This is a genomic window from Pseudonocardia sp. McavD-2-B (genome assembly GCF_024124365.1).
In the GTDB taxonomy this organism is placed as follows: Bacteria; Actinomycetota; Actinomycetes; order Mycobacteriales; family Pseudonocardiaceae; genus Pseudonocardia; species Pseudonocardia alni.
In genome coordinates this window covers 1-23,054 of sequence record NZ_JAMXSG010000002.1, presented here as the reverse complement: position 1 = coordinate 23,054, position 23,054 = coordinate 1, and the positions used below count along the sequence as shown (strand labels likewise).

The window sequence follows — 23,054 nt, the reverse complement described above, 5'->3', positions numbered from 1 at the left end:
GGATCAGAAGCCCTTCGGCGGGACGAGCTCGAGGTACAGGGCGGTGAGCACGAGGTTGATCAGGAAGACGAGCACGAAGGAGATGACGACGGCCTGGTTCACCGCGTCACCGACACCCTTCGCACCGGGCGGCGGGTTGAGGCCGCGGAAGGCGGCGACGACACCGGCGACGATGCCGAACAGGAACGCCTTCAGCTCCGACACGACGATGTCGCTGACCTGTGCGATCGCCGAGAAGCTGTTGATGTACGCACCGGGCGACCCGCCCTGGATGATCACGTTGAAGAAGTAGCCGCCCGCGACGCCGACGCAGGTCGCGAGCCCGTTCAGGACCAGCGCGGTGATGCCCATGGCGAGCACCCGCGGCACGACCAGGCGCTGGATCGGCGAGATGCCGAGCACCTCCATCGCCGCGATCTCCTCGCGGATGGTCCGGGCTCCGAGGTCCGCGCAGACCGCGGAGCCACCGGCGCCGGAGATCAGCAGTGCGGTGACGATGGGGGCGGCCTGCTGCACGATCGCGAGGACCGCGCCGGCGCCGGTCTGGGACTGGGCGCCGAACTGGCGGGTCAGCTCACCGAGCAGCAGCGCGATCGTCGCGCCGAAGGGGATGGTGAACAGGGCGGTCGGCAGCGCGGAGACCTTGGTGACGAACCAGGTCTGCTCGACGAGCTCGCGCCACTGGAACGGCCGGCGCAGCCCCTGGCGGCCGATCTCGGCGAACAGGCCGAAGAACCTGCCGACCGGGGTGAGCGCCCGCGTGACGGGGCTGGGGGTGCTCACCGCTCACCGCCGGAGAGCTGGTGACGACCGCCCGGGTCCGGGGTGTCGTCGGTGATGCGCGGGTGGATGTCGGTGGGACGGTCGTCGCTCACCGTCGCGCCGCTGCGGGCCATCTGACGGGTGGTGCCGTCCTGCGACGGGCCGTCCGCCTGCGCGTCGCTGTCGGCGTACTGCTCCCGGATCGCGTCCTGCGCCGAGGAGGGCAGCTCGTGCAGCATCGCCTGGACCCGCTCCCGACGACGGTGCACCGCCTGCCGGTCCGGCATCCCGGTCGACGCCACGAGCTGCGGCTTCATCGGCGGGCGACCCTCGAGCTCACCGGCCTCCTCCATCTCGCGGGCGGCCTGGGCGGCGTCCTTCTCCTCCGACATCCCGATCGGACCCTCCCGACGCCCGTTCAGGAACTGCGCCACCACCGGCTCGTCGGAGGTCAGCAACACCTCACGGGGGCCGAACATCGCCAGGTGCTTGCGGTAGAGCAACCCGATGTTGTCCGGCACCGTCTGCGCCGAGTTGATGTCGTGGGTCACGATCAGGAACGTCGAGTCCGTCATCGCATTCAGATCGATGATCAGCTGGTTCAGATACGCCGTACGCACCGGATCCAGACCCGAGTCCGGCTCGTCGAACAGAATGATCTTCGGATCCAGCACCAACGCCCGCGCCAGCCCCGCCCGCTTACGCATACCACCCGAGATCTCACCCGGCAGCTTGCCCTCGGCACCGACCAGACCGACCATGTCGATCTTCTCCATGACGATGTCGCGGATCGCCGACTCCGACTTGCGCGTGTGCTCCCGCAACGGGAACGCGATGTTGTCGAACAGGTTCATCGACCCGAACAACGCACCGTCCTGGAACAGCACCCCGAACAGCTTCCGGATCTCGTACAGCTCGGACTCCGAGCACTTGCACAGGTCGACGCCCTCGATCACGATCGACCCCCGCTCCGGCTTGAGCAGCCCGATCAGGGACTTCAGGAACACCGACTTACCGGTACCCGACGGTCCGAGCAGCACCGACACCTCACCCGCGGGCAGCGTCAGGGTCACGTCCGACCAGATGTTGGCCCGACCGAAGGACTTCGTCAGCCCCTCGACCTTCACCTCGACACCGGTCACGTGTCGCCTCCTCGCGCAATAGACCGACGAACCGCACCGGGGCCCGGGAACGCTGGGGAGCGGGGGCCAGTCGTCGGTGCTGAACGGCACAACGAGTCTGCGCGTCGGGGGTTACTGGCGGGTCGGCGGGGTCGCCGATCGGTGACCATGCCGTAATCTACGTTATGGTTACCGTGGGTTACAGATTACCGTGCAATGTTGCGGACCGTGGGTAACAGTGCTCCCGGCCGGGTAGCAGGGCTGGTCCGAACGGCCCGATTGCCGCGGTACGACCGAGTCGGCGACCACGCCCCCACCCGCACGGAGGATCACCCGATCGGCGGCGTCACGTGCGGGGCGTGCGACAGGATGAGGCGCTGGTAGTCGTCGAACAGGGCACGCAGGAGATCCCGGTCGCGGGGGTCGCAGGTCTGTTGGTAGCCGGCCATCAGCGAGATGCCGAAGACGGCGAGCCTGCGGGCGTCGTCCGGGTCGGGCACGACGTCGGCCACCACCTGCTCCAGCGCGATCCGGCGCTGCACGTCCACCCGCGCCTGGGCGCGGCCGACCTCGGGGTCGATCTGCGCCCACGCCCGGATCGCGGCCTCGGCGTCGTGCCGCAGGGCCACCGTGAGCTGCTTGACCACGTCGATCCGCTCGACCGGGTCCGCGGTCGCCCGGGCCAGCTCGACGATCCGGTCGGTCTGCTCGGCCTCCCAGTAGCGCAGCAGGCCACGGACGAAGCCCGCCCAGCCGCCGAAGTGGTGGTAGAACGACCCGCTGGTCACGCCGAGCGACCGGCACAACGGACCGATCTTGAGCCCGGCCGCGCCCTCGCGCGCGAGGATCGACATCGCGGCGTCGTAGTACTGCTCGGCAGCGATCTGCCGCCCCGCTCTCCTGGCCACCCGCCCGCCCCCTCTCCACGACCCGTGCCGACCCACCAGGGTGCCACGCCGGACGCGTGTCCGATCAGAAGATCCTGCGCAGCAGGCGTTCGGTCCGCCCGTCGTAGGGCGGGTAGACGATGCCGGGATCGGGCCGGGCCGGCTTGCGCAGCACCGCCCGCCGGTGCGAGAAGGTCTCGAACCCGAACCGCCCGTGGTAGGCGCCGGAACCGCTGCGCCCCACTCCCCCGAAGGGCAGCCGGGGCACCAGCACGTGGAACATCAGATGGTTGACGACGGTCGCCCCGGCGGGGACCTCGCGGGTGACCCGCTCCGCGGTGCGCGACGAGCCGGTGAACACGTAGGCGGCCAGGGGCTTCGGACCGGCGTTGACGTGCGCGATCGCGGCGTCGACACCGTCGACGGTCAGCACCGGCAGGATCGGGCCGAAGATCTCCTCTGTCATCAGCCGTGACCCCGGCCGCGGGTCGAGCACGACCGTCGGCTCCCCGGTGCGGGTCTCCGGGTCGATCGTCCCGCCGGCCACCACGGTGCCCCCGTGGTCGTCGGCGAGCAGGCCCGCGAGTCGCGCCGCCTGCCGGGCGTCGACGATCCGCACGCCCCCGCCCGCGCCGCCGCGCATCCGCGCGGTCTCGGCGACGAGCCGCTCGACCAGCTCGTCGCGGACGGCGGAGTCGACGAGCAGGTAGTCCGGGGCGACACAGGTCTGGCCGGAGTTCATGAGCTTGGTCCAGGCGATCCGGCGCGCGGCGACCTCGACGTCGGCGTCCGCGGCGACGATCACCGGGCTCTTCCCGCCCAGCTCGAGCGTGACCGGGGTCAGGTGCGGCGCCGCGGCGGCCATCACCTTCGCCCCGACCTCCGGGCTACCGGTGAAGAACGCGTGGTCCAGGCCCTGCGCGAGCAGCTCCTGGGTCTCCCCCGGCCCCCCGGTGACGACGGCGACGGCGTCCGGATCGGTGTAGCGCGGCAGCAGCCGGGCGAGCACCTCGGCGGTCGCGGGCGCGTACTCCGACGGCTTCACCACGGCGCAGTTCCCGGCCGCGAACGCGGCCACCAGCGGCGCGAGCGTGAGGTACGCCGGGTAGTTCCACGGCCCGATGACCAGCACGACCCCGAGCGGCTCGTGCACCCAGCGCGCCGACCCCGGTTGCACCGACAGCGGACCGACCCGGTGCGGGCGCATCCAGCGGCGCAGGTGCCTCCGGGCGTGGCGGGACTCCGCGACGGTCGGGGCCAGGTCGGCCATCCAGGCCTCGACGCGGGGACGGCCGAGGTCCGCGGCCAGGGCCGCGACGAACTCGTCCTCGGCCTCGGTGAGCATCCGCTCCAGACCGCCCAGCTGGCGCAGCCGCCAGCTCCGGTCACGGGTCCGGCCACCACGGAACGTGGCGCGCAGCCGGGCCACCTGCTCGGCGACGGACGGCCCGCCGGCGTCCGCTCCTACGGCCCCGGTGGGCCCACCGGTCTCGGTCACGCCCATCGGCGGCTCTCCCACGTCGTCGGGGTCGGGTACTTCCCCAGTAACATAATCTACGTTACGTTCCGGGTACAAGGTCACACACTCACGACGACGTGGAGGAACCGTGCCCGGATTCGCCGACGAGGACGAGCTGTACCGCTACATCGGTGGCATCTTCGAGGCCGCCCTGGCCGACCCCGAACTGGAGCCCAAGCTCCGCGGCACCGGACTGGTCCTGCGCCAGCAGTGCACCGACCCCGACTCCGCGCTGATCATCGACCTGCCCGGGGCGAAGGTCTGGAAGGGCTCCGACGCCGGCGCCCCCGAGCCGCAGGCCACGATGACCATGTCCACCGAGACCGCGAACGCCTACTGGCAGGGCACGGTCAACCTGACCTTCGCCATGGCCAAGGGCAAGGTGAAGATCGACGGCACCGTCACCAAGCTCCTGCAGCTCGCCCCGCTGTCCAAGCGACTGTTCCCGACCTACGTCGAGCGCCTCGAGGCCGACGGCCGCCAGGACCTCCTGGTCACCACGTGAGCCGCCGGGTACTGGTGACCGGTGCCGCGTCCGGGATCGGCGCCGAGGTCGCGCGCCGGTTCGTCGACGCCGGCGACGAGGTCGTCTCGCTGGACCTGAAGGACGCCCCCGTCGGCGTCGCGCGGCACGTGTACTGCGACCTGTCCGACGTCACGTCGATCGACGCCGCCGTCGCCGCCCTGGACGGGGAGTTCGACGCCCTCTGCAACGTGGCCGGGGTGCCCGGCACCGCACCCGCGGAGCTCGTGCTGCGGGTGAACCTGCTCGGGCTCCGTCACCTGACCGAGTCGGTCGTCGAACGGATCCGCCCCGGAGGGGCGATCGTGAACGTCGCCTCCATCGCCGGCTACGGCTGGGCCGACCGGCTGGCGGCGCTGCGCGAGCTGCTCGCCACCGACACCGTCGACGAGGGGCTCACCTGGTTCGCCGAGCACCCGCAGGCGGGCAACACCTACAACTTCTCGAAGGAGGCCCTGATCGTCTACACGATGCTCATGGCCCCCGTGTTCGGCGAGAACGGGGTGCGGATGAACGCCGTCTGCCCCGGACCGGTCGAGACGCCCATCCTCGGCGACTTCGAGGAGTCGATGGGCAAGGAGAACCTCGACGCGCTCGCCGCGTTCCTCGGCAGGCACGCCACCCCCGCCGACATCGCCGGTCCGGTGCTGTTCCTGGCCGGTCCGGAGTCCGCCTGGATCAACGGGCACGCGCTCGTCGCCGACGGCGGCATCAGCGGTGCCGTGCTGACGGGCATGGTCCCCCCACCCCATATCTGATCCGGTTCCGACGACGCAACCGCGAGGAGGCAACCCCGTGACCACGACGGAGAAGCGCCCGTACGACCCGCTCGACATCTCCACCCAGGCGTTCTGGGCACAGACCCCGGACGCCCGCGAGGAGCGGTTCGCCGAGCTGCGCCGCGAGCGTCCGCTGTCCTGGCACCCGCCGGCCGAGACCGATCTGCTGCCCGACCCGGACGCCCCCGGGTTCTGGGCGCTGGTCACCCACGCCGACATCCAGGCCGTCAGCCGCGACGCCGAGACCTTCGCGTCCGGCCAGCAGTACGGCGGCGTGATGCTGGAGGACGTGCCCGAGGACATGCTGGAGGCCGCGCACTCCATCCTCGCGATGGACGCACCGCGCCACCACCGCCAGCGCAAGGTCATCAGCTCGGTGTTCACCCCGCGCCGGGTCCGGCAGATCGAGGAGCAGATCGCCGAGCAGGCCCGGCTCATCGTCGACGACCTGCTCGCCGGCGACGGCTCGGCGGACTTCGTGACCGCGGTCGCGGCGCGGCTGCCGATGTGGACGATCTCGCAGATGATCGGCATCCCGCCGGAGAAGCGGCAGGAGGTCGCCGACGCCGCCAACGCCATGGTCGGCTGGAACGACCCGGACTACATCGGCGAGGGCGACCCGATGGCGGTGCTGCTCAACGGGCTGATGACGCTGCACACGGCGTCGTTCGAGCTGTCCGCGCTGCGCCGCGAGTCCCCCGCGGACGACCTCATGACCGCCCTGGTGCAGGCCGAGGTCGACGGTGACGCGCTGACCGACGAGGAGATCGCGGCGTTCTTCGTCCTGCTGTGCGTCGCGGGCAACGACACCACCCGGCAGACCTCCAGCCACGCGATCCTCGCGCTGGACCGCAACCCGGGGCAGAAGCAGCTGCTGACCGAGGAGTTCGACGACCGGATCACGCCGGCCGTCGAGGAGTTCGTCCGCTGGGCCAGCCCCGTGCTGACCTTCCGGCGGACCGCGACCCGCGACACCGAGATCCGCGGGCAGAAGATCGCCGAGGGCGAGCGGGTCGTGATGTTCTACCACTCCGGCAACCGCGACGCCGCCGTGTTCGCCGACCCGCACGTCTTCGACATCACCCGCGCCGAGAACCCGCACGTCGGCTTCGGCGGCGGCGGCCCGCACTTCTGCCTGGGCCATCACCTGGCCAAGACCCAGCTGCGGGCGCTGTTCCACCAGCTGCTCGCCCGCGTCCCGGACCTGTCGGTCGGCGAGCCGGAGTGGCTGACCGGCAACTTCATCAACGGCATCAAGCGGCTACCGGTGACCTTCGGGACGGGCTCGTGAAGCTCGGTCTGGCACTGGGCTACTGGGGTGCCGGACCGCCGCCGGGGGCCGTGGAGAAGGTCGACGCCGCCGAGGACCTCGGCTTCGACTCGATGTGGACGGCCGAGGCCTACGGCTCGGACGCGTTCACCCCGCTGTCCTGGCTCGGCTCGCGGACCTCGCGGATGCGCCTGGGCACCTCGGTCGTGCAGATGTCCGCGCGCACCCCGACCGCGACGGCGATGGCCGCCATGACCCTGGACCACCTGTCCGGCGGCCGGATGGTGCTGGGCATCGGCGCGTCCGGGCCGCAGGTCGTCGAGGGGTGGTACGGGCAGCCGTACCCGAGGCCGCTGGCCCGCACCCGGGAGTACGTCCGGATCCTGCGGGACACGATCGCGCGGGAGAAGGTGCTCTCCGACGGCCCGCACTACCCGATCCCGCACCCGGGCGGCACCGGGCTGGGCAAGCCGCTGCGCTCGACCCTGCACCCGTACCGCACCGACCTGCCGATCCTGCTCGCCGCGGAGGGCCCGAAGAACGTCGCTCTGGCCGCCGAGATCGCCGACGGCTGGCAGCCGCTGTTCTACGCGCCCCGGCACGACGCGCACTACCGCGAGTCCCTCGACGCCGGGTTCGCCGCCCGCGGCGGGCGCCCGGACGGCTTCGAGGTCGTCTGCATGGTGCAGGTCGTCGTCGACGACGTCGTCGAGGCCGCCGCGGACCGGATCCGCCCGTTCCTCGCGCTCTACATCGGCGGGATGGGCGCCACGGGCGCGAACTTCCACTACGAGGTCTTCGCCCGCATGGGCTACGACGACGAGTGCGCCCGCATCCAGGAGCTCTATCTGGGCGGGGACAAGGACGCGGCCGCGACGGCCGTCCCGACCTCGATGGTCGAGCAGGTGGCCCTGATCGGCCCGAAGGCGAAGATCGCCGAGGAGCTGCCGGTGTTCCGCGACTCGCTGATCACGACGATGGTCGTCGACGGCAGCCCGGAGCACCTGCGCACCGTGCGCGAGCTCGTCGACGGCTGACCCGCTCCCCACACCGACGGCCCCGGTCCCGCTCGTGCGGGCCGGGGCCGTCGGTGCGCGCCGGGGGCGGTCAGTAGCGGATCAGGCCGCGGATGTTGCGTCCGGAACGCATGTCCTCGTAACCCTCGTTGACCTGGTCGAGGGTGTACTCCTTGGTGATCAGCTCACGGAGCTTGAGGTGGCCGAGGTTGTGCATCTCCAGCAGCCGCGGGATGTCGAACTGGGCCGCGGAGCTGCCGAACAGCGCGCCGCGGATCTGCTTCTCGTAGAGCGTGAGGTCGAGCAGCGACAGCGACGCCGTCTCCTCCTCGGCCCGGGCCAGCGCCGTGACGACGACCCGGCCGCGCTTGCCGACCAGCTGCAGCGCGGGCTGCAGGTCCTCGCCCATCGCGACGCCCGTGCACAGGACCGCCGCCTCGGCCATCTGCCCGCGGGTCAGCTCGCTGACGATCTCCCAGGCCTCGTCGATGCTCGCGGCGACGTGCGTGGCGCCCAGCTCGCGGGAGCGCTCACGCTTGTGCTCGACCGGGTCGACGGCCACGACGTACCGGCAGCCCGCCGCTCGGGCGCCCTGCACCGCGTTCGCGCCGATGCCGCCGATCCCGATGACCACGGCGGTGTCCCCGGCCCGCAGGTCCGCGGTGCGCACCGAGGAGCCGAAGCCGGTGGTGACGCCGCAGCCGACCAGCGCGGCCAGGTCCAGCGGGAAGCCCTCGTCGATCTTCACGGCGGACTTCACCGGGACCACGGTGTGCCGGGCGAACGTGCCGAGCAGGCACATCTGGCCCAGGTCCTCGCCACGGGCGTGGAACCGGTAGGTGCCGTCGAGCTGCGGGCCGAGGGTGGCGCCGGCGCCGTCGTTGCAGAGGTTCGGCTGGCCCTTGGAGCAGTACGGGCAGCGCCCGCAGGAGGGCAGGAAGGTCATGACGACCGGGTCGCCGACCTCGAGCTCGGTGACGCCCGGGCCGACCTCGATGACCCGGCCCGCGCCCTCGTGGCCGCCGACCATCGGCAGGACCGCGGGCAGGTCACCGGTCACGAGGTGCTCGTCGGAGTGGCACAGCCCCGATGCGGTCAGCTCGACCATGACCTCCCCGGCGTTCGGGGAGTCGAGCTCGACCTCCTCGATCTCCCACTTGCCACCGGGTTCCCACAGCACCGCTGCCGTCGTACGCATGGCGGTCGATCCTGGCCGTGCGGAGACCTCCGGCACAGCCGTCGCCCGCGCCAGCGCTGGCCCCCGGGTGCCAGGGAGGTCCTCAGGCGCCGGCGAGCGGCAGGGTGAGCCGGGCGACCAGCCCGCCGCCCTCACGCGGGAGCAGGCTCAGCTCACCGTCCATCGCGGACGCGAGCGCCTCGGCGATCCACAGGCCCAGCCCGGCGGTACCGCGGCGCTCCCCCAGCGCGACTCCCTTGGCCGTCACGACGCCCTCCTGACCCGCGGGCAGCCCGGGCCCGCGGTCGCGGACCTCGGCGGTGAGCACGGCGCCGTCGTGGGCCAGGTGCAGCTCCACGACCTCGTCACCGGAGTGCCGGGCGGCGTTCTCGGCCAGGTTGGTGAGCATCCGGCGCAGCCGCTGCGGGTCGCAGTGGACCGCGGCCCCGGCCGGTTCGACGACCGGGTGCCGCCGGTGCGCGGCGATCCCGGCGGCGTCGAGCACGGCGTCGGCCAGCTCGGCGAGCGCGACGCGGCGGGGCCGGTCGCGCCCGAGCGGGCTGCCGTCGGCGACGGCCAGGTCGGCCAGCCCGTCGAGCATGTCCTGGAGGTGGGCGGCGTGGTCGGCGAGCAGCCGCGACGCCCGCCGGGCGGCGTCCCCGCCCAGCCTGCCCGCGGCGAGGTCGGCCGACAGCGCGGTCAGCGAGGCGACCGGGGTCCGGAACTCGTGCAGCACGACGCGGGCCCCGTCCAGCCGGGCCCGGCTCTGGGACACGATCCGGTCCCGCAGCGCGCGCTCGGACAGGTAACGCTCGTGCTCGCTCTCCGCCCGGGCCCGGGTGGTGGCGATGTCGGCGAGCTGGCGTTCCAGCAGGCGCACGAGCACCCCGGTGAGCACCGCCGTCGCGAACAGGAAACCGGTCCACCACAGTCCCGCGACGACCGCGGCGCCGACCGTGATTCCCGGGTCGGAGCCGAGTAGCGCCGCCACGGTGTAGCCGACGCCGAGACCGAGCGCGACGAGCTGCCCGAGCCGGTGCCCGCCGCGGAGCGCGATCGCGATGACGACCAGCGGCAGCGCGGCCACCATCGGGCTCGCCACCCCGCCGGTGAGTCCGCAGGCGAGCAGGGCGAGCAGACCGTCGATCCCGGTCAGCACGGCCGGCGGAACGGGCAGCCGCCCGCGGAGCACCGAGACGACGCCGAGCGCGGCCGCGTAGACCGCGCTCAGCCCGATCAGGACGGCGGCGACGACCGGCCGGGCTCCGGTGAGGTCCGGCCGGGCCACCAGCAGGCCGACAGCGCCGAGCACGACGCAGATCCTCAGGACGACGGCCTGGCGCTCCTCCCGGGTGCGTTCGGGCAGTTCACCGGCGTGCGCGGTCACGGTCGAGGCCTCTCGGGAGCGGACGGGGTCGGCGGCCACACTAGGCTCACCGACCATGCCGCCCGTGCCGACAGCGCCGCACGTGGTCGTCATCGTCGACGACCACGCCCTGTTCGCACAGGGCCTCGCCCTGCTGCTGGAGTCCCGCGCCGGGGACACCTTCCGGGTCGCGGGCTCGACCACCGCCGGGGAGGACGCCGTCGCGCTGGTCGGGAGGCACCGGGCCGGGATCGCGATCGTCGACCTCGCGCTCCCCCCGCTGGGCGGGGTGGAGACGATCCGCCGGGTCAAGGCCGCCTACCCCGCCACCCGGGTGCTGGCGCTGTCGGGCACCGAGGACCTGGACCTCGCCGCCGCCGCGATGCGCGCCGGCGCCGACGGCTACCTGGGCAAGTCCGCCGACCCGGAGGTACTGGTCGCGCCGCTGCTGTCGATCGCGGCCGGGGTGCGGGTACTGCGTGCGGAGCTGCTCGACGCGCTGCTCGTCGCGGCCGACCGCACCGCCGACGGCCTGCTCGACCGGCTCGGTGAGCGCGACATCGAGCTGTGGACGCTGCTGGCGCGGGGCCTGGAGACCGCCGACATCGCCCGCCCGATGCTGGTCAGCGAGCGCACCGCCAAGCGCATGATCGCCTCGCTGCTGCACAAGCTGGGCGCGGCGAACCGGATCGAGGCGGCCGCGCTGGCGGGGCGCTGCGGGCTGCTCGACGAGCACCCGGCCGGCCGCTGAGGTCCGCGCCGGCACGCCGCACGGCCCGGACGGGCCAAGCCTGGCCCGGTGATCGGCTGCGCGCCCCGGACGGCGCGGGACAGACTCGCGGCGACGTGCCGGGCGGCATCCTGCCCGGCCACATCTCGCGAGGAGGCGCTGATGGCCGTGTTCGCCGACGAGGCCGAGGTCTACGAGTACCTGGGCGGGGTGTTCCGGATCGGGATGGCCGACCCGGACCTGGTGGCGAAGCTGCAGCCGTCCGGGGTCGTCCTGCGGATCACATACACGAACCCGGACGCCGTCCTGACCGTGGACATGCCGAACTCCGAGATCCACACCGGCGCCGGGCAGGGCCCCGACCCGAACATCGAGCTGTTCATGTCCGCCGACACCGGCAACCGGTTCTGGCTGGGCAAGGTCATCCTCCCGGTCGCGATGGCCAAGGGCGACGTCCGCGCCAAGGGCCCGGTCTCGAAGGTCCTCAAGCTGCTGCCGATCGCCAAGCAGCTCTTCGGCCCGTACAAGGCGAAGCTCGAGGCCGAGGGCCGCGAGGACCTGCTGAAGGCCTGACCACGATCGGGTGAAGACCCCCGGCCGTCCGGCCCGCCACGACGGCGCCCGGCGAGACTGGGGGTCGACCCCACCCGACGGAGGCGCCGGCGATGGACAACATCTGGCTGGACGTGCACGCCTGGCAGCCCCTGCGGGGCGTGCTGCACCGGATGACCGAGATCGAGTGCGACGCACCCGACCCGCTGCCCCGCGACTTCGACGAGTGGCACGGCTGGGCCGAGGCCTGCCTGCTGGAGGTCGCGACGCGGGACGGCTGGCAGCACGGCCGCTACGCCTACACGATCCAGGAACGGGACGCGACCGACCATCCCGTCCGTGAGATCGGCAAGGACATCTGGGACTACGAGGAGCCGGCTCGCGAGTCGACCGGCTGAGCACCGGCGCCGGGTCGCTACCGTCGCCGGGAACCGATCGCGCGACGAGGAGGTCCACGGTGACACGGGGCAAGGGTCCGCTGGCCGGACTGAAGGTGATCGAGCTGGCCGGGATCGGGCCGGGGCCGCACGCGGCGATGATCCTGGGCGATCTCGGGGCGGACGTCGTCCGCGTCGACCGGCCGTCGGGCGGGCTGAAGCTCGGGTCCGACGCGGTACCCGACCCGACGGCGCGCGGCCGGCGCTCGGTCACCGCGGACCTGAAGGACCCGGCGGGCCGGGAGACCGTGCTGCGGCTGGTCGAGTCCGCCGACGTCCTCCTGGAGGGCTACCGGCCGGGCGTCACCGAGCGCCTCGGCGTCGGCCCCGAGGACTGCCACGCCCGCAACCCGCGCCTGGTCTACGGGCGGATGACCGGCTGGGGCCAGGACGGCCCGATGGCGCCGCGCGCCGGGCACGACCTGAACTACATCTCGCTGACCGGTGCGCTGCACGCGATCGGCCGCGCCGGGGAGCGTCCGGTCCCGCCCCTGAACCTGGTCGGGGACTTCGGCGGCGGGTCGATGCTGCTCGTCGTCGGCGTGCTGGCCGCGATCTGGGAGGCGAAGGCCTCCGGGCAGGGCCAGGTCGTCGACGCCGCCATGGTCGACGGTGTCAGCGTGCTGAACCAGATGTTCTGGGGCTTCCTGTCCCAGGACGCCTGGGTCGACGAGCGCGACTCCAACCTGCTCGACGGGCACGCCCCGTTCTACGACACCTACACCTGCGCCGACGGCGGGCACATGGCCGTCGGGGCGCTGGAGCCGCAGTTCTACGCCCAGCTCATCGCCGGCCTGGGGCTCACCGAGGACGACCTCGGCCCGCAGTACGACCGCGGCGGCTGGCCGGCCATGCGGGCCCGGTTCACCGAGGTGTTCGCCTCCAAGCCCCGCGACGAGTGGGCCGCGGTCTTCGAGGGCACCGACGCCTGCACCACCCCGGTGCTGTCGTTCGCCGAGGCCCGCGAGAACGCGCACCTGACCGCGCGCGGCACGATCGTCACCTCCGACGGCGTGCCCCAGGCCGCCCCGGCACCGCGCTTCTCCCGCACGGTCACCGAGACCGCCGGTCGCGGCACCGGCCCGGAGAGCGTCGAGGACGTCCTGCGCGACTGGGCCTGACCCGCACACGACGACGCCCCCGGTTCCGCAGGGAACCGGGGGCGTCGTCGTGTCAGGTGCTGATCAGTCGATCAGTCGGTCTCCTCGTCCGCGACCAGCAGGTTGCGGGTGCGGTTCGGGTCCACCGGGATGCCCGGCCCGGTGGTGGTGGAGACGGTGATCTTCTTGACGTAGCGGCCCTTGGCGGCCGACGGCTTGAGCCGCAGGATCTCGTCGTAGGCGGCGCCGTAGTTCTCCACCAGCTTCTCGGTGTCGAACGAGGCCTTGCCGATGACGAGGTGCAGGTTGGCCTGCTTGTCGACCCGGAAGTTGACCTTGCCGCCCTTGATCTCGTTGATGGCCTTCGTGACGTCCGGCGTCACGGTACCCGTCTTCGGGTTCGGCATCAGGCCACGCGGGCCGAGGATGCGGGCGATGCGGCCGACCTTGGCCATCTGGTCCGGGGTCGCGATGGCGGCGTCGAAGTCGAGCCACCCGCCCTGGATCCGCTCGATGAGGTCCTCGGCGCCCACGGCGTCGGCGCCGGCGGCCTCGGCCTCGGTGGCCTTGTCGCCGGTGGCGAACACGATGACCCGGGCGGTCTTACCGGTACCGTGCGGCAGGTTCACGGTGCCGCGGACCATCTGGTCCGCCTTGCGGGGGTCGACGCCCAGCCGCATCGCGACCTCGACGGTCGCGTCGGTGTTCTTGCTGGACGTGTCCTGGGCCAGCTTCGCCGCCGACAGCGGCGAGTAGAGGCGGTCCGCGTCGATCTTCGCGGCGGCCTCTCGGTAGGCCTTGCTGCGCTGTGCCATCTGTCCTCGTCTCCTTAGAGAGGTCAGGTCGTGGTCGGAGCCGCGCCCGGCTCTCCCACGCGTACGGGTGGTGTGGGGGGCTCGCTCAGCCGTCGACCGTGATGCCCATCGACCGGGCGGTGCCGGCGATGATCTTGGCGGCCTGGTCGAGGTCGTTCGCGTTCAGGTCGTTCATCTTGACCTGGGCGATCTCCCGGACCTGGGCCATGGTCACGCTGGCGACCTTGGTCTTGTGCGGCTCGCCGGAGCCCTTCTCGACACCGGCCGCCTTGAGCAGGAGCCGCGCCGCGGGCGGGGTCTTCAGCTCGAAGGAGAACGACCGGTCCTCGAAGACCGAGATCTCGACCGGCACGATGTTGCCGCGCTGGGCCTCGGTCGCCGCGTTGTAGGCCTTGCAGAACTCCATGATGTTGACGCCGTGCTGACCCAGTGCGGGGCCGACCGGCGGGGCCGGCGTCGCTGCGCCTGCCTGGATCTGGAGCTTGATGATCGCGGAGAGCTTCCGCTTCTTGGGGGGCATGTCCGTTCCTCAGTGATCGATGTGCACGCCACGCGGCCCTGCCATGCCGCGGACGTTCCTCACGGGTGCGATCAGATCTTGGAGACCTGGTTGAACCCGAGCTCGACCGGGGTCTCCCGGCCGAAGATCGAGACCAGCACCTTGAGCTTCTGGGCGTCGACGTTGACCTCGGAGATGCTCGCGGGGAGCGTGGCGAACGGGCCGTCCATGACGGTGACCGACTCGCCGACCTCGAAGTCGACCTCGATGGTGGGGGCGCCGCCGGACGAGCCGGAGCCGCCGCCGGACGCGGTCCTGCCGGCCTCGGCCTCCTTCTTGGGGGCCTCGACCTTCGGCAGCAGGAACTTCACGACCTCGTTGATCGTCAGCGGCGACGGCTTGGACGTCGCGCCGACGAAACCGGTGACGCCCGGCGTGTTCCGCACCGCGCCCCAGGACTGGTCGTTGAGCTCCATCCGCACCAGGATGTAGCCGGGCAGCACCTTGCGCTGGACCTTCTTGCGCTGCCCGTTCTTGATCTCGGTGACCTCCTCGGTGGGCACCTCGACCTGGAAGATGTAGTCCTCGACGTCCAGGGTCTGCGCCCGGGTCTCGAGGTTCGACTTCACCTTGTTCTCGTAGCCCGCGTAGGAGTGGACGACGTACCAGTCACCGGGCGCGCGACGCAGTGCGGCGCGCAGCTCCTCCTCCGGATCCACGTCCTCGGCCGGCTCCTCCGCGGCGGCGTCCGCACCGTCGGAGTCGGCGTCCCCGGAGTCGGCGTCGCCGGTGTCGTCCGCGTCCTCGGCGGTCGGGACCGTCTCGCCCTCGCCGTCCAGCGTCTCCGCCTCGGCGCCGGGGGTGCTGTCGTCGTCGGCCTCGGTGTAGTCGCCGGAGACGGCGTCCTCACCGTGCGCCGCCTCGACGTCGGCGTCCTGGACGGACTGCTCGGGCAGCGTCTCGTCGGCCGCGTTCTCGGCGACGGCGTCGATCGCGGCCTCGTCGGCCGCCTCGTCGTACGCCTTGCTGTCGGAGGTCACGTCCTACTCGCTTCCATTGTTCGGTGTCGGTCGGAGCCGGTCGGCGTTCGTACTCGCGTCAGTTGCCGAACAGCAGGGCGACGCCCTCGGCGAACGCCGAGTCCAGCACGAACACCAGCGCCACCATGATCGACACGAAGATCAGGACCGCGATGGTGTACTTCACCATCTGGCCGCGGTCGGGCCAGATCACCTTGCGGAGCTCGGCGACGACCTCGCGCAGGAACCGGGCGAGCCGGGCGAAGAGCGACGGCTTCTTCTCCTTCGTCGCCGCGGTGGCGCGGGTCGGGGTGGCACGGCCCTTGCCGGGGGTGCTCGCGGAGCCGGAGGCCCGCCGCCCACGACGGTCGGCGGCGTTGCTCGGGCGCTCCCGCCCGGGCCGCTCCGACTCGTGCTCGTCGCTCACGCGTGTCGCCCTCCGCACGTGGCGGGCGTCCGCCCGCCCTCGGTCACGTCCTCCGCTTCGGGAGAACCCTCGTCGCTTCGCCGTCCGTGCCGTCGGCCGCACCGCCGTGATCTCCGGCGGCCTGCGGCGTCGTGGCAGGGGTGACAGGACTTGAACCTGCAACCTGCGGTTTTGGAGACCGCTGCTCTGCCAATTGAGCTACACCCCTTTGCCCCGATCCACCACGTGGCGGCGGGGCGGACGCAACGGATCGTCCGGTGCGTCCGGCTGGAACGAGTGTACGCACCCGCTTCCGCGGGCCCGCACCCCGGGTCGCCTCACCCTGGGAGGACGACCTCGGCGCGGGCCCGGCCGAGCACCGTCTTCCCCTCGAAGGCCGCCTTGAGATCGACGACGGCGATCCGCTCCCCGCCCTCCTCGCGCACCTCGGCGACGGTGCCGGAGAGCTCGACGGTGGCGCCGGCGTCGTCGTCCGGGACGACGACGGGCCGCGTGAAGCGGGTGCCGTAGCTGCGGATCGCGGCCGGATCCCCGGTCCACGCGGTCAGCACGCGGCCGGCGAGGGCCATCGAGAGCATGCCGTGCGCGATCACACCGGGCAGCCCGGCGACCGCGGCGACGCGGTCGCTCCAGTGGATCGGGTTGAGGTCACCGGAAGCACCGGCGTAGCGCACCAGGTCGGCGCGGGTGACCTGCACGGTCAGCGACGGCAGCGCGTCGCCCTTGGCGCAGGCGGCGGCGGTCCGCCGGGTCAGCGGTGCACTCACGCGTCCCCCTCGCTGCCCGCGTCCTCACTGGCGGGACTGACCAGCATCGAGTGCGTGGTCGCCACCGGCTCGCCCGCCGCGTCGGTGACCTCGCAGCGCAGCGTCAACATGTGGTTGCCGGCCCGGGTGCGCAGCTCGTCGACGTGCAGCACCGTGGTGAGCTCGTCGCCGGCGACGACCGGCCTGCGGAAGGTGATCCGCTGGTCGCCGTGGACCATGCGGGTGTAGTCCCACCCGAAGGCGGGTTCCCGGAGGAAGCCCTCGATGACCGGCATCGTGAAGCAGGTCGGGAACGTCGGCGGGGCCACCAGGTCGGCGTGACCCGCGGCACGTGCCGCGTCCACGTCACGGAAGAGCGGATCGCCGTCACCGATGGCGACGGCGAACTCGCGGATCTTCTCGCGACCGACCTGGTACGGCCCGACCGGGTCCGAACTGTGCCCGACCCAGGACTGGTCGACCACTGTCAGCTCCGGGACTCGCTACGCACTCAGCGGGTCTCGCGGTGCGCCCGGTGGGTGCCGCAGTTCGGGCAGAACTTCTTGATCTCGAGCCGGTCGGGGTCGTTCCGCCGGTTCTTCTTGGTGATGTAGTTGCGGTGCTTGCACTCCTCGCAGGCCAGAGTGATCTTCGGCCGCACGTCCGTGGCCTTGGCCATCGCGGGTGCCTCCCAGCATGTCTCGTGAATGATGCGCCAACGTGGTGACGATGGCCGGACTTGAACCGGCGACACAGCGATTATGAGCCGCTTGCTCTACCAACTGAGCTACACCGTCATGCAAGAAGCCCCGCCGCATGCGGCGAGGCCCCTTGTAGAGCCCCCTTACGGAATCGAACCGTAGACCTTCTCCTTACCATGGAGACGCTCTGCCGACTGAGCTAAGGGGGCGGCAGCACCGGTGTCCCGCGGGCCCGAGGGCCTCGCTCTCACCGACGGGAAGAACTTTACACCGGGGCCCCGGGCCCCCGAACGGGGGGTCCCGGAACCCGGCTCCTGCAGGTCAACCGCCGTTCGTCACCAACTCGACTTGCGGACACCCGGCAGTGCGCCGTCGTGTGCGAGCTCGCGCAGCCGGACCCGGGACACCCCGAACTTGCGGAGGTGCCCGCGGGGGCGTCCATCGACCGAGTCGCGGTTGCGGACCCGGGTCGCGCTGGCGTCGCGCGGCTGGCGGCGCAGCTCGGCGACCGCGGCGGCCCGCTCCGGCTCCGGCGTCGACGGGCGGGCGATGAGCGCCTTGAGCTCGGCCCGCCGCTCGGCGTAGCGGGCGACGATCTCCTTCCGCCGCTCGTTCTTCGCGATCTGCCCGGTCGTGGCCATCAGACCTTCACCCCGTTCGCCCGGATCCTCGCCACCGCGGCGGAGACGCCGATCCGGTCCACCGTCCTGATCCCCTTCACCGAGAGCGTGAGCCGCACCCAGCGGTTCTCCTCGGCCAGCCAGTAGCGGCGGGTCTGCACGTTGGGGTCCCAGCGCCGGCTGGTGCGCCGGTGGGAGTGCGAGACCGACTTGCCGAAGCCCGGCTCGCGGCCGGTCAGGTCACAGCGCTTCGCCATCGCTCACCGTCCCGCGTGCGGATAGGGCAGCAGGGCCATCTCTCGCGCGTTGCGGATCGCGGTGGCCACCTGCCGCTGCTGCTGGCCGGTGAGTCCGGTCACCCGGCGGGCGCGGATCTTGCCGCGGTCGGAGATGAACGTGCGCAGCAGCGCGGCGTCCTTCCAGTCCACGTGCTCGATCCCCCGCTGCTTCAGCGGGTTGGGCTTGCGTCGCGGCGCGCGCACCGGCTTGGGACGTGCGGGCATCAGCGCTCCTCCTTGAACTCGACGTGCCTGCGCACCTTCGGGTCGTACTTGCGCAGGACCAGGCGGTCCGGGTCGTTGCGGCGGTTCTTGCGGGTCACGTAGGTCGTGCCCGTCCCCGCCGTCGAGCGCAGCTTCACGATCGGCCGGACGTCGGTCGACTTGGCCATCGCGCCCCTCCTCTCAACATGGGAATCGTTTTCGTTTACGCTACACCGGACCGTGACCACGTCCGACTCCGGGAGGAAGACATGACCGAGCTGGTGGTCCTGTGCGGGACCGAGCCCGACGGGGTGGAGCGGACGATCACGCGGATGCGCGAGCTGGACCCGGGTGTCGTCGTGCTCCACCACGACCTGCGCGACCTGGGCCGCGGTGTGGTGCACCGGCGACTGCGCGACGCGGGCCGCGACGAGCGCACCGTGCTGGAGCTCGCCCACGGCTGTGTGAGCTGCACCATCCGGGAGGACGTGCTGCCGACCCTGGCCGCGCTGGCCGGGACGGTGGACCGGGTGGTGCTGCACCTGGACCCGCGCCTGGAACCGGAGCCGGTGTGCTGGGCGCTGGGGGCGGTGGTGTTCGAGCCGCCGGGTGGCGGCGAGGCCTGCACCGCGACCGACCTCGTCGACCTGCGCGGGGTGGTGGCCGTGCTCGACCCGGACCACTGGCTGGACGACGCCACCGGGGACGCGACCCTGCCCGAGCGCGGGCTGTCCACGCTGCCCGACGACGAGCGGACCGTCGCCCAGCTCGCCGTCGGGCAGGCCGAGTTCGCCGACGTCCTGGTGCTGACCCACGCAGTCGGGCCCGGGGGCGCGGACCGGACCGCCGCCGTCCTGGACCGGCTGTGCCCGACCGCACCCCGGCTGCTCGCCGGGCGGGCCGACCACCGGGTCTTCTGCGACGGGCTCGACCCCGCGTCCCGCCGCGGCGTCCCGGGTGGCGTGCACGACCCGCTGCTGCGCGGGACACCCCCGCTGGACGCCGACAGCGGCGTCCGCACCCTGCTGTTCTCCGCGCGACGCCCGTTCCACCCGGACCGGCTGCACGACGCGATCGACAGCCTGCTCGACGGCGTCGTGCGGGCCCGCGGCCGGGTCTGGCTCGCCACCCGTCCCGACGCGGTGCTGTGGGTGGAGAGCGCGGGCGGCGGCATGCGGATCGGCCACGCCGGCGACTGGCTGGCCGGCGCCGACGAGCAGGCGTGGACCGAGGCCGGCGACCAGCGCCGGGCGCTGGCCGCCCTGGCCTGGCACCCGCGCTGGGGCGACCGCGCCCAGGACCTCGTCGCGATCTGCCACGACGCCGACCCCGACGAGATCGACGCCGCCCTGCGCTCCGCGCTGCTCACCGACGCCGAGATCGCCGCGGGCGAGGACGCCTGGGCCGCCCTGCCCGACCCGTTCGGCTGGGCCCACGACGAGCCCTGCGCCGAGTCCGAGCCCGTGGGGCCCGCCACCCTGGACGACCCCACCGTCCGTTCCGACCGAGAAGGAGACCTCTGATGGCCGTTCCCAAGCGACGGACGTCGCGATCGAACACCCGGCACCGCCGGTCGCAGTGGAAGGCGACCACACCCGACCTGGTGCCGCTCACCCTGGAGGGACGCCGTCACCTGGTGCCGCGCGCCCTCGTCCCGGCCTACCGCCGGGGCCTGCTGTCCCCGCCCGCCGGACGGGGCTGAGGGCACCCCTTACCCGCGGGCCCCGGGCGGCCCGCGGGACGGCGTGATCGCCCGATGCCCCGGGCGGCCCCTCAGCCGCAGTGTCGTCGTCATGCTGATGACGCACATCCCGATGGACCATCTCGTCGCCCTCGCCGAGCAGCGGCAGGCCCGGCTGCGGGAGGAGGCGGACCGGTACCGCACGGAGCGGCTGGCGCGCGGCGCGGCCGGCCCGTCGGTGATGGGGCGGCTGTGGCTGCGGCTGCGGGCCCGGCTCACCGCCGCCCGGCGGCCGGTCCCCCGCGGGACCACCGTCGCCGGACCGGCACCGGACCGGACACACCACCCGGCGGCACCGGACGGGCAGGTCCCGGCCGGGCCGCGTGCCTGAGCCGCGCGGACGGGCGGGTGCCGCCGTCGCGCCCCCGGGAGTGTCGGTGGCCCGTGCCACGATGCGCTCCATGACCGCGGGAGCGACCCACGGGGACGGCGCGCCCGGCCCGGACCCGGACGAACTGGTGGGCCGCGCGGACGAGCTCGCCGGTCTGCTCCGCGACCTCGACGCCGCCCGGGCAGGGCGGGCCCGCGCCGTGCTGCTCGCCGGGGAGGCGGGGATCGGCAAGTCCCGGCTCGCCACCGCACTCGGCCGGGCCGCCGCGGGGGCGGGCGCGCAGGTCGTCGTCGGGCGGTGTCTCGACGCGGGCGGCGCCGCACTCCCCTACCTTCCCTTCTCCGAGGTGCTCGACGCGCTGGCCCGGGCGGGCACCGCGCTGCGGCCGGTGCTGCACGGGCTGCTGCCCGGCGCGGCGGAGGCGCCCCGTCCCGCGACGGGTGACGGGGACTCCGGGCGCCTGCAGGTGTTCGACGCGGTGGCCGGTGCCGTGCGCGACGCGGCCGCGGCGGCGCCGCTGCTGGTCGTGCTGGAGGACCTGCACTGGGCGGACCGCTCCACCCGCGAGCTGCTCGCGTTCCTGCTCGCCCGGCTGGGCTCGCAACGGCTGCTGGTGCTGGGCACCTACCGCTCCGACGACCTGCACCGCAGGCACCCGCTGCGCTCGTCGCTGGCCGAGCTCGTCCGGCTGCCCGCCGTCCGGCGGGTCGAGCTGGGCCCGCTCACACCCGACGCCGTGCTGGCCCTGGTCCGGGCCCGGGCGGCCACCGGGGGTGTCGACGAGGCCACCCTGCGCCGGATCGCCGCCCGCAGCGAGGGCAACGCCTTCTACGCCGAGGAGCTGGTCGCGGCGGGGTCCGACGGCCTGCCGGGCGGCCTGGCCGACGTGCTGCTCACCCGGCTGGACCGGCTCGGCGGACCGGCGCGCGAGGTGCTGCGGGTGGCGTCGCTGGCCGAGCGGAGCATCCCCCACGACCTGCTGCGCGACGCGTCCGAGCTGTCCGCGGCCGAGCTGGAGGCGGGGCTGCGGGAGGCGGTCTCGCACCACCTGCTCGTCCCGGACCCGGCGCCGGGCGCGGAGTCCTACGCCTTCCGGCACGCCCTGCTCCGCGAGGCCGTCCACGACGACCTGCTCCCGGCCGAACGGGTCCGGCTGCACGCCCGGCTCACCGCGCTGCTCGCCGGCCGGGAAGACGACCCCGGGGTGGCCGCCGCGCTCGCCCGGCACGCGCTGGCCGCGCACGACCTGCCGCGGGCGCTCGCGGCGTCGGTGCGTGCCGCCGAGGAGGCCCACCGGCGGCACGGACCGGCCGAGATGCTGGCCCACGCCGAGCGGGCACTGGAGCTGTGGTCCGCCGTCGAGGACCCCGAGCGGCTCACCGGGGTCTCCGAGAGCGCGCTGACCCGGGAGGCGGCCTGGGCGGCGAGCGCCTCGGGCGACCCGGAACGGGGCATCGCCCTCGGGGCCCGCGCGGTCCGGGTCGCCGACCTCGGCGAGGATCCACACGCCAGGGCCGAAACGCGCCGGCACTACGCGATGCGGCTGCTCGACAGCGGAGCCCGGGTGGACGCGGCGGTGGCCGCGGCCACCGAGGCCGTCGAGCTGCTGGCCGGGGGCCCGCCCGGCACGGAGCCGGCCTGGGCGCACGCCGTGCTCGCGCGGGCGCACCTCAACGCCGACCACGACGAGCCCGCCTGGTCGCACGCCCGCGCGTCGCTGGCGGTGGCCCGTGCCGTCCACGACACCGCACCGCCCGCGGAGGGGTCGGCCGCGTACCGCGACCTCAGCGCGGTCTGCGCGGACGCCCTCATCACCCTGGCCTTCTGCGCCCGGATGGAGGGGGACCCGCAGGCGGCCCGGGACCGGCTCGCCGGGGCGTCCTCGCTGGCCGCCGCGTCCGGGAACCGGGTCGTCGAGCTGCGGACGGTGTGGAACCGCGGGGTGTCGTTCATCGAGGACGGCCTGCTCGACGCCGCCGCGGACGAGCTCGCCGAGGGGGCCCGCCGGGCCGCCGCGTACGGCCTGCTCTGGGGCGGGTACGGCCTGGAGTTCCGGATCGCGCAGGTCCGCGTCGACGTCCAGCGCGGGGAGTGGGACGCCGCCGTCCGGACCGCCGGGGACGTCGACCCCACGCTCCCGCTGCGCGTCACCGGGCAGCTGGCGGTGGCGGGGGCGCTGGTCGGCGTGGCCCGCGGCGACCTCGACGGCGCCGAGGAGCTGCTCTCCGTGCTGGCCACCGAGCCACCGGTGCACGACCAGGCCGCGCTGCTGCAGGGCGTCGTCGGGGCCGAGTCGGCGCGCTGGCGGGGCGACGCGGCCCTGGCCGCGGACCGCGTCGCCACCGCGCTCGGGGTGCTGCGGGCGGAGTACCCGCACCACCTCGGCGAGCTGGCGCTGTGCGCACTGGGCGCAGCGGCCCGTGCCGACCTCGCA

29 protein-coding genes and 3 tRNA genes are annotated in these 23,054 nt (G+C 73.3%); 12 read left to right on the top strand and 20 right to left on the bottom strand.

Going from position 1 to position 23,054, the window contains the following annotated elements; translation table 11 throughout:
* Positions 1-3 precede the first annotated feature (3 nt).
* The 4 genes from NH602_RS00725 to NH602_RS00710 form a co-directional block, all read right to left on the bottom strand.
* Positions 4-783, bottom strand: a complete 780-nt coding sequence (locus tag NH602_RS00725) for an ABC transporter permease (protein ID WP_208826765.1) — start codon at positions 781-783, stop codon at positions 4-6.
* Positions 780-1,904, bottom strand: a complete 1,125-nt coding sequence (locus NH602_RS00720) for an ABC transporter ATP-binding protein (RefSeq protein WP_253066723.1) — start codon at positions 1,902-1,904, stop codon at positions 780-782. Before NH602_RS00720 ends, NH602_RS00725 begins: the two co-directional genes overlap by 4 nt.
* A 308-nt stretch (positions 1,905-2,212) precedes the next feature.
* Positions 2,213-2,791 (bottom strand): TetR/AcrR family transcriptional regulator, encoded by a 579-nt coding sequence (locus NH602_RS00715; RefSeq protein ID WP_161152751.1) that lies wholly within the window; start codon positions 2,789-2,791, stop codon positions 2,213-2,215.
* Between the two features lie 64 nt (positions 2,792-2,855).
* Positions 2,856-4,289: an aldehyde dehydrogenase family protein gene (locus NH602_RS00710; RefSeq protein WP_253066722.1), complete on the bottom strand. Its 1,434-nt coding sequence runs from the start codon at positions 4,287-4,289 to the stop codon at positions 2,856-2,858.
* Between the two features lie 88 nt (positions 4,290-4,377).
* Here NH602_RS00710 and NH602_RS00705 point away from each other — a divergent pair, with 88 nt between their 5' ends.
* From NH602_RS00705 to NH602_RS00690, 4 genes are read left to right on the top strand one after another with little or no spacing between them, the layout of a single operon-like run.
* Positions 4,378-4,794, top strand: a complete 417-nt coding sequence (locus NH602_RS00705) for an SCP2 sterol-binding domain-containing protein (RefSeq protein ID WP_253066721.1) — start codon at positions 4,378-4,380, stop codon at positions 4,792-4,794.
* The gene (locus tag NH602_RS00700; protein ID WP_253066720.1) at positions 4,791-5,570 is read left to right on the top strand and encodes a coniferyl-alcohol dehydrogenase; all 780 of its coding nucleotides are present in this window, start codon (positions 4,791-4,793) and stop codon (positions 5,568-5,570) included. Before NH602_RS00705 ends, NH602_RS00700 begins: the two co-directional genes overlap by 4 nt.
* A 37-nt stretch (positions 5,571-5,607) precedes the next feature.
* Positions 5,608-6,882, top strand: a complete 1,275-nt coding sequence (locus tag NH602_RS31710) for a cytochrome P450 (RefSeq protein WP_253066719.1) — start codon at positions 5,608-5,610, stop codon at positions 6,880-6,882.
* On the top strand, positions 6,879-7,898 hold the full coding sequence (locus tag NH602_RS00690; protein ID WP_253066718.1) for an LLM class F420-dependent oxidoreductase: 1,020 nt from the start codon (positions 6,879-6,881) through the stop codon (positions 7,896-7,898). Before NH602_RS31710 ends, NH602_RS00690 begins: the two co-directional genes overlap by 4 nt.
* Positions 7,899-7,968: 70 nt before the next feature.
* Here the strand turns inward: NH602_RS00690 and NH602_RS00685 are convergent, their stop codons facing one another.
* Together NH602_RS00685 and NH602_RS00680 are read right to left on the bottom strand one after the other, a co-directional pair.
* A complete protein-coding gene (locus NH602_RS00685) occupies positions 7,969-9,075 on the bottom strand; it encodes an NDMA-dependent alcohol dehydrogenase (protein WP_073576491.1) in 1,107 nt (368 codons plus the stop codon).
* Between the two features lie 82 nt (positions 9,076-9,157).
* A complete protein-coding gene (locus tag NH602_RS00680; RefSeq protein ID WP_253066717.1) occupies positions 9,158-10,441 on the bottom strand; it encodes a sensor histidine kinase KdpD in 1,284 nt (427 codons plus the stop codon).
* 55 nt (positions 10,442-10,496) lie between these two features.
* Between NH602_RS00680 and NH602_RS00675 the strand changes: the two genes are divergently transcribed.
* The 4 genes from NH602_RS00675 (at position 10,497) to NH602_RS00660 (ending at position 13,260) form a co-directional block, all read left to right on the top strand.
* Complete coding sequence (locus NH602_RS00675) at positions 10,497-11,171, top strand: response regulator transcription factor (RefSeq protein WP_062397888.1); 675 nt, start codon at positions 10,497-10,499, stop codon at positions 11,169-11,171.
* A gap of 141 nt (positions 11,172-11,312) precedes the next feature.
* Complete coding sequence (locus NH602_RS00670) at positions 11,313-11,723, top strand: sterol carrier protein (RefSeq protein ID WP_062397890.1); 411 nt, start codon at positions 11,313-11,315, stop codon at positions 11,721-11,723.
* Between the two features lie 92 nt (positions 11,724-11,815).
* Positions 11,816-12,100, top strand: coding sequence for a hypothetical protein (locus tag NH602_RS00665; protein ID WP_073576493.1), 285 nt, complete (start codon positions 11,816-11,818; stop codon positions 12,098-12,100).
* 59 nt (positions 12,101-12,159) lie between these two features.
* Positions 12,160-13,260 carry a CaiB/BaiF CoA-transferase family protein gene (locus NH602_RS00660; protein ID WP_161151961.1) on the top strand — a complete coding sequence of 367 codons (1,101 nt, stop codon included), beginning with the start codon at positions 12,160-12,162 and terminating at the stop codon, positions 13,258-13,260.
* A 71-nt stretch (positions 13,261-13,331) separates the two neighbouring features.
* Here the strand turns inward: NH602_RS00660 and rplA are convergent, their stop codons facing one another.
* The 14 genes from rplA to rpmG (NH602_RS00590) form a co-directional block, all read right to left on the bottom strand.
* Entirely contained in the window at positions 13,332-14,054 is a 723-nt protein-coding gene (rplA, locus tag NH602_RS00655; protein WP_161151962.1) for a 50S ribosomal protein L1, read from the bottom strand.
* 85 nt (positions 14,055-14,139) lie between these two features.
* Positions 14,140-14,574: a 50S ribosomal protein L11 gene (rplK, locus tag NH602_RS00650; RefSeq protein ID WP_073576496.1), complete on the bottom strand. Its 435-nt coding sequence runs from the start codon at positions 14,572-14,574 to the stop codon at positions 14,140-14,142.
* Between the two features lie 71 nt (positions 14,575-14,645).
* Positions 14,646-15,593: a transcription termination/antitermination protein NusG gene (gene nusG / locus NH602_RS00645; RefSeq protein ID WP_253066716.1), complete on the bottom strand. Its 948-nt coding sequence runs from the start codon at positions 15,591-15,593 to the stop codon at positions 14,646-14,648.
* A gap of 58 nt (positions 15,594-15,651) precedes the next feature.
* On the bottom strand, positions 15,652-15,999 hold the full coding sequence (secE, locus tag NH602_RS00640) for a preprotein translocase subunit SecE (RefSeq protein WP_062397901.1): 348 nt from the start codon (positions 15,997-15,999) through the stop codon (positions 15,652-15,654).
* A 132-nt stretch (positions 16,000-16,131) separates the two neighbouring features.
* Positions 16,132-16,207 (bottom strand) — tRNA-Trp (locus NH602_RS00635).
* Between the two features lie 109 nt (positions 16,208-16,316).
* On the bottom strand, positions 16,317-16,766 hold the full coding sequence (locus NH602_RS00630; RefSeq protein ID WP_253066715.1) for a MaoC family dehydratase: 450 nt from the start codon (positions 16,764-16,766) through the stop codon (positions 16,317-16,319).
* The gene (locus NH602_RS00625) at positions 16,763-17,230 is read right to left on the bottom strand and encodes a MaoC family dehydratase N-terminal domain-containing protein (RefSeq protein WP_253066714.1); all 468 of its coding nucleotides are present in this window, start codon (positions 17,228-17,230) and stop codon (positions 16,763-16,765) included. Before NH602_RS00625 ends, NH602_RS00630 begins: the two co-directional genes overlap by 4 nt.
* A gap of 26 nt (positions 17,231-17,256) precedes the next feature.
* On the bottom strand, positions 17,257-17,424 hold the full coding sequence (rpmG, locus tag NH602_RS00620; protein ID WP_020623293.1) for a 50S ribosomal protein L33: 168 nt from the start codon (positions 17,422-17,424) through the stop codon (positions 17,257-17,259).
* Between the two features lie 42 nt (positions 17,425-17,466).
* A tRNA-Met gene (locus NH602_RS00615) sits at positions 17,467-17,542 on the bottom strand.
* Between the two features lie 40 nt (positions 17,543-17,582).
* Positions 17,583-17,655, bottom strand: a tRNA-Thr gene (locus tag NH602_RS00610).
* A 126-nt stretch (positions 17,656-17,781) separates the two neighbouring features.
* Positions 17,782-18,087: a 30S ribosomal protein S14 gene (gene rpsN, locus NH602_RS00605; protein ID WP_073576499.1), complete on the bottom strand. Its 306-nt coding sequence runs from the start codon at positions 18,085-18,087 to the stop codon at positions 17,782-17,784.
* The gene (rpmB, locus tag NH602_RS00600; RefSeq protein ID WP_073576500.1) at positions 18,087-18,323 is read right to left on the bottom strand and encodes a 50S ribosomal protein L28; all 237 of its coding nucleotides are present in this window, start codon (positions 18,321-18,323) and stop codon (positions 18,087-18,089) included. The genes rpsN and rpmB overlap by 1 nt, the downstream gene beginning before the upstream one ends.
* 3 nt (positions 18,324-18,326) lie before the next feature.
* Positions 18,327-18,569: a 30S ribosomal protein S18 gene (gene rpsR / locus NH602_RS00595; RefSeq protein WP_073576501.1), complete on the bottom strand. Its 243-nt coding sequence runs from the start codon at positions 18,567-18,569 to the stop codon at positions 18,327-18,329.
* Positions 18,569-18,736: a 50S ribosomal protein L33 gene (gene rpmG, locus NH602_RS00590; protein ID WP_020623297.1), complete on the bottom strand. Its 168-nt coding sequence runs from the start codon at positions 18,734-18,736 to the stop codon at positions 18,569-18,571. The genes rpsR and rpmG (NH602_RS00590) overlap by 1 nt, the downstream gene beginning before the upstream one ends.
* An 81-nt stretch (positions 18,737-18,817) precedes the next feature.
* Here rpmG (NH602_RS00590) and mrf point away from each other — a divergent pair, with 81 nt between their 5' ends.
* The 4 genes from mrf to NH602_RS00570 all read left to right on the top strand — a co-directional run.
* Positions 18,818-20,071: a ribosome hibernation factor-recruiting GTPase MRF gene (gene mrf / locus NH602_RS00585; protein ID WP_253066713.1), complete on the top strand. Its 1,254-nt coding sequence runs from the start codon at positions 18,818-18,820 to the stop codon at positions 20,069-20,071.
* Positions 20,071-20,250: a 50S ribosomal protein L32 gene (gene rpmF / locus NH602_RS00580; protein WP_161151242.1), complete on the top strand. Its 180-nt coding sequence runs from the start codon at positions 20,071-20,073 to the stop codon at positions 20,248-20,250. Before mrf ends, rpmF begins: the two co-directional genes overlap by 1 nt.
* A gap of 91 nt (positions 20,251-20,341) precedes the next feature.
* Positions 20,342-20,620 carry a hypothetical protein gene (locus NH602_RS00575; RefSeq protein WP_253066712.1) on the top strand — a complete coding sequence of 93 codons (279 nt, stop codon included), beginning with the start codon at positions 20,342-20,344 and terminating at the stop codon, positions 20,618-20,620.
* A gap of 70 nt (positions 20,621-20,690) precedes the next feature.
* A partial coding sequence (locus NH602_RS00570; RefSeq protein ID WP_253066711.1) for an AAA family ATPase occupies positions 20,691-23,054 on the top strand: 2,364 nt, incomplete at its 3' end.

Coding starts and splice junctions, on each gene's coding strand:
- NH602_RS00685 (WP_073576491.1), bottom strand. CDS start 9,075: ATGCGTACGACGGCAGCGGTGCTGTGGGAACCCGGTGGCAAGTGGGAG.
- NH602_RS00675 (WP_062397888.1), top strand. CDS start 10,497: ATGCCGCCCGTGCCGACAGCGCCGCACGTGGTCGTCATCGTCGACGAC.
- NH602_RS00670 (WP_062397890.1), top strand. CDS start 11,313: ATGGCCGTGTTCGCCGACGAGGCCGAGGTCTACGAGTACCTGGGCGGG.
- NH602_RS00665 (WP_073576493.1), top strand. CDS start 11,816: ATGGACAACATCTGGCTGGACGTGCACGCCTGGCAGCCCCTGCGGGGC.
- rplA (WP_161151962.1), bottom strand. CDS start 14,054: ATGGCACAGCGCAGCAAGGCCTACCGAGAGGCCGCCGCGAAGATCGAC.
- rplK (WP_073576496.1), bottom strand. CDS start 14,574: ATGCCCCCCAAGAAGCGGAAGCTCTCCGCGATCATCAAGCTCCAGATC.
- rpmG (WP_020623293.1), bottom strand. CDS start 17,424: ATGGCCAAGGCCACGGACGTGCGGCCGAAGATCACTCTGGCCTGCGAG.
- rpsN (WP_073576499.1), bottom strand. CDS start 18,087: ATGGCCACGACCGGGCAGATCGCGAAGAACGAGCGGCGGAAGGAGATC.
- rpmB (WP_073576500.1), bottom strand. CDS start 18,323: ATGGCGAAGCGCTGTGACCTGACCGGCCGCGAGCCGGGCTTCGGCAAG.
- rpsR (WP_073576501.1), bottom strand. CDS start 18,569: ATGCCCGCACGTCCCAAGCCGGTGCGCGCGCCGCGACGCAAGCCCAAC.
- rpmG (WP_020623297.1), bottom strand. CDS start 18,736: ATGGCCAAGTCGACCGACGTCCGGCCGATCGTGAAGCTGCGCTCGACG.
- mrf (WP_253066713.1), top strand. CDS start 18,818: ATGACCGAGCTGGTGGTCCTGTGCGGGACCGAGCCCGACGGGGTGGAG.
- rpmF (WP_161151242.1), top strand. CDS start 20,071: ATGGCCGTTCCCAAGCGACGGACGTCGCGATCGAACACCCGGCACCGC.
- NH602_RS00575 (WP_253066712.1), top strand. CDS start 20,342: ATGCTGATGACGCACATCCCGATGGACCATCTCGTCGCCCTCGCCGAG.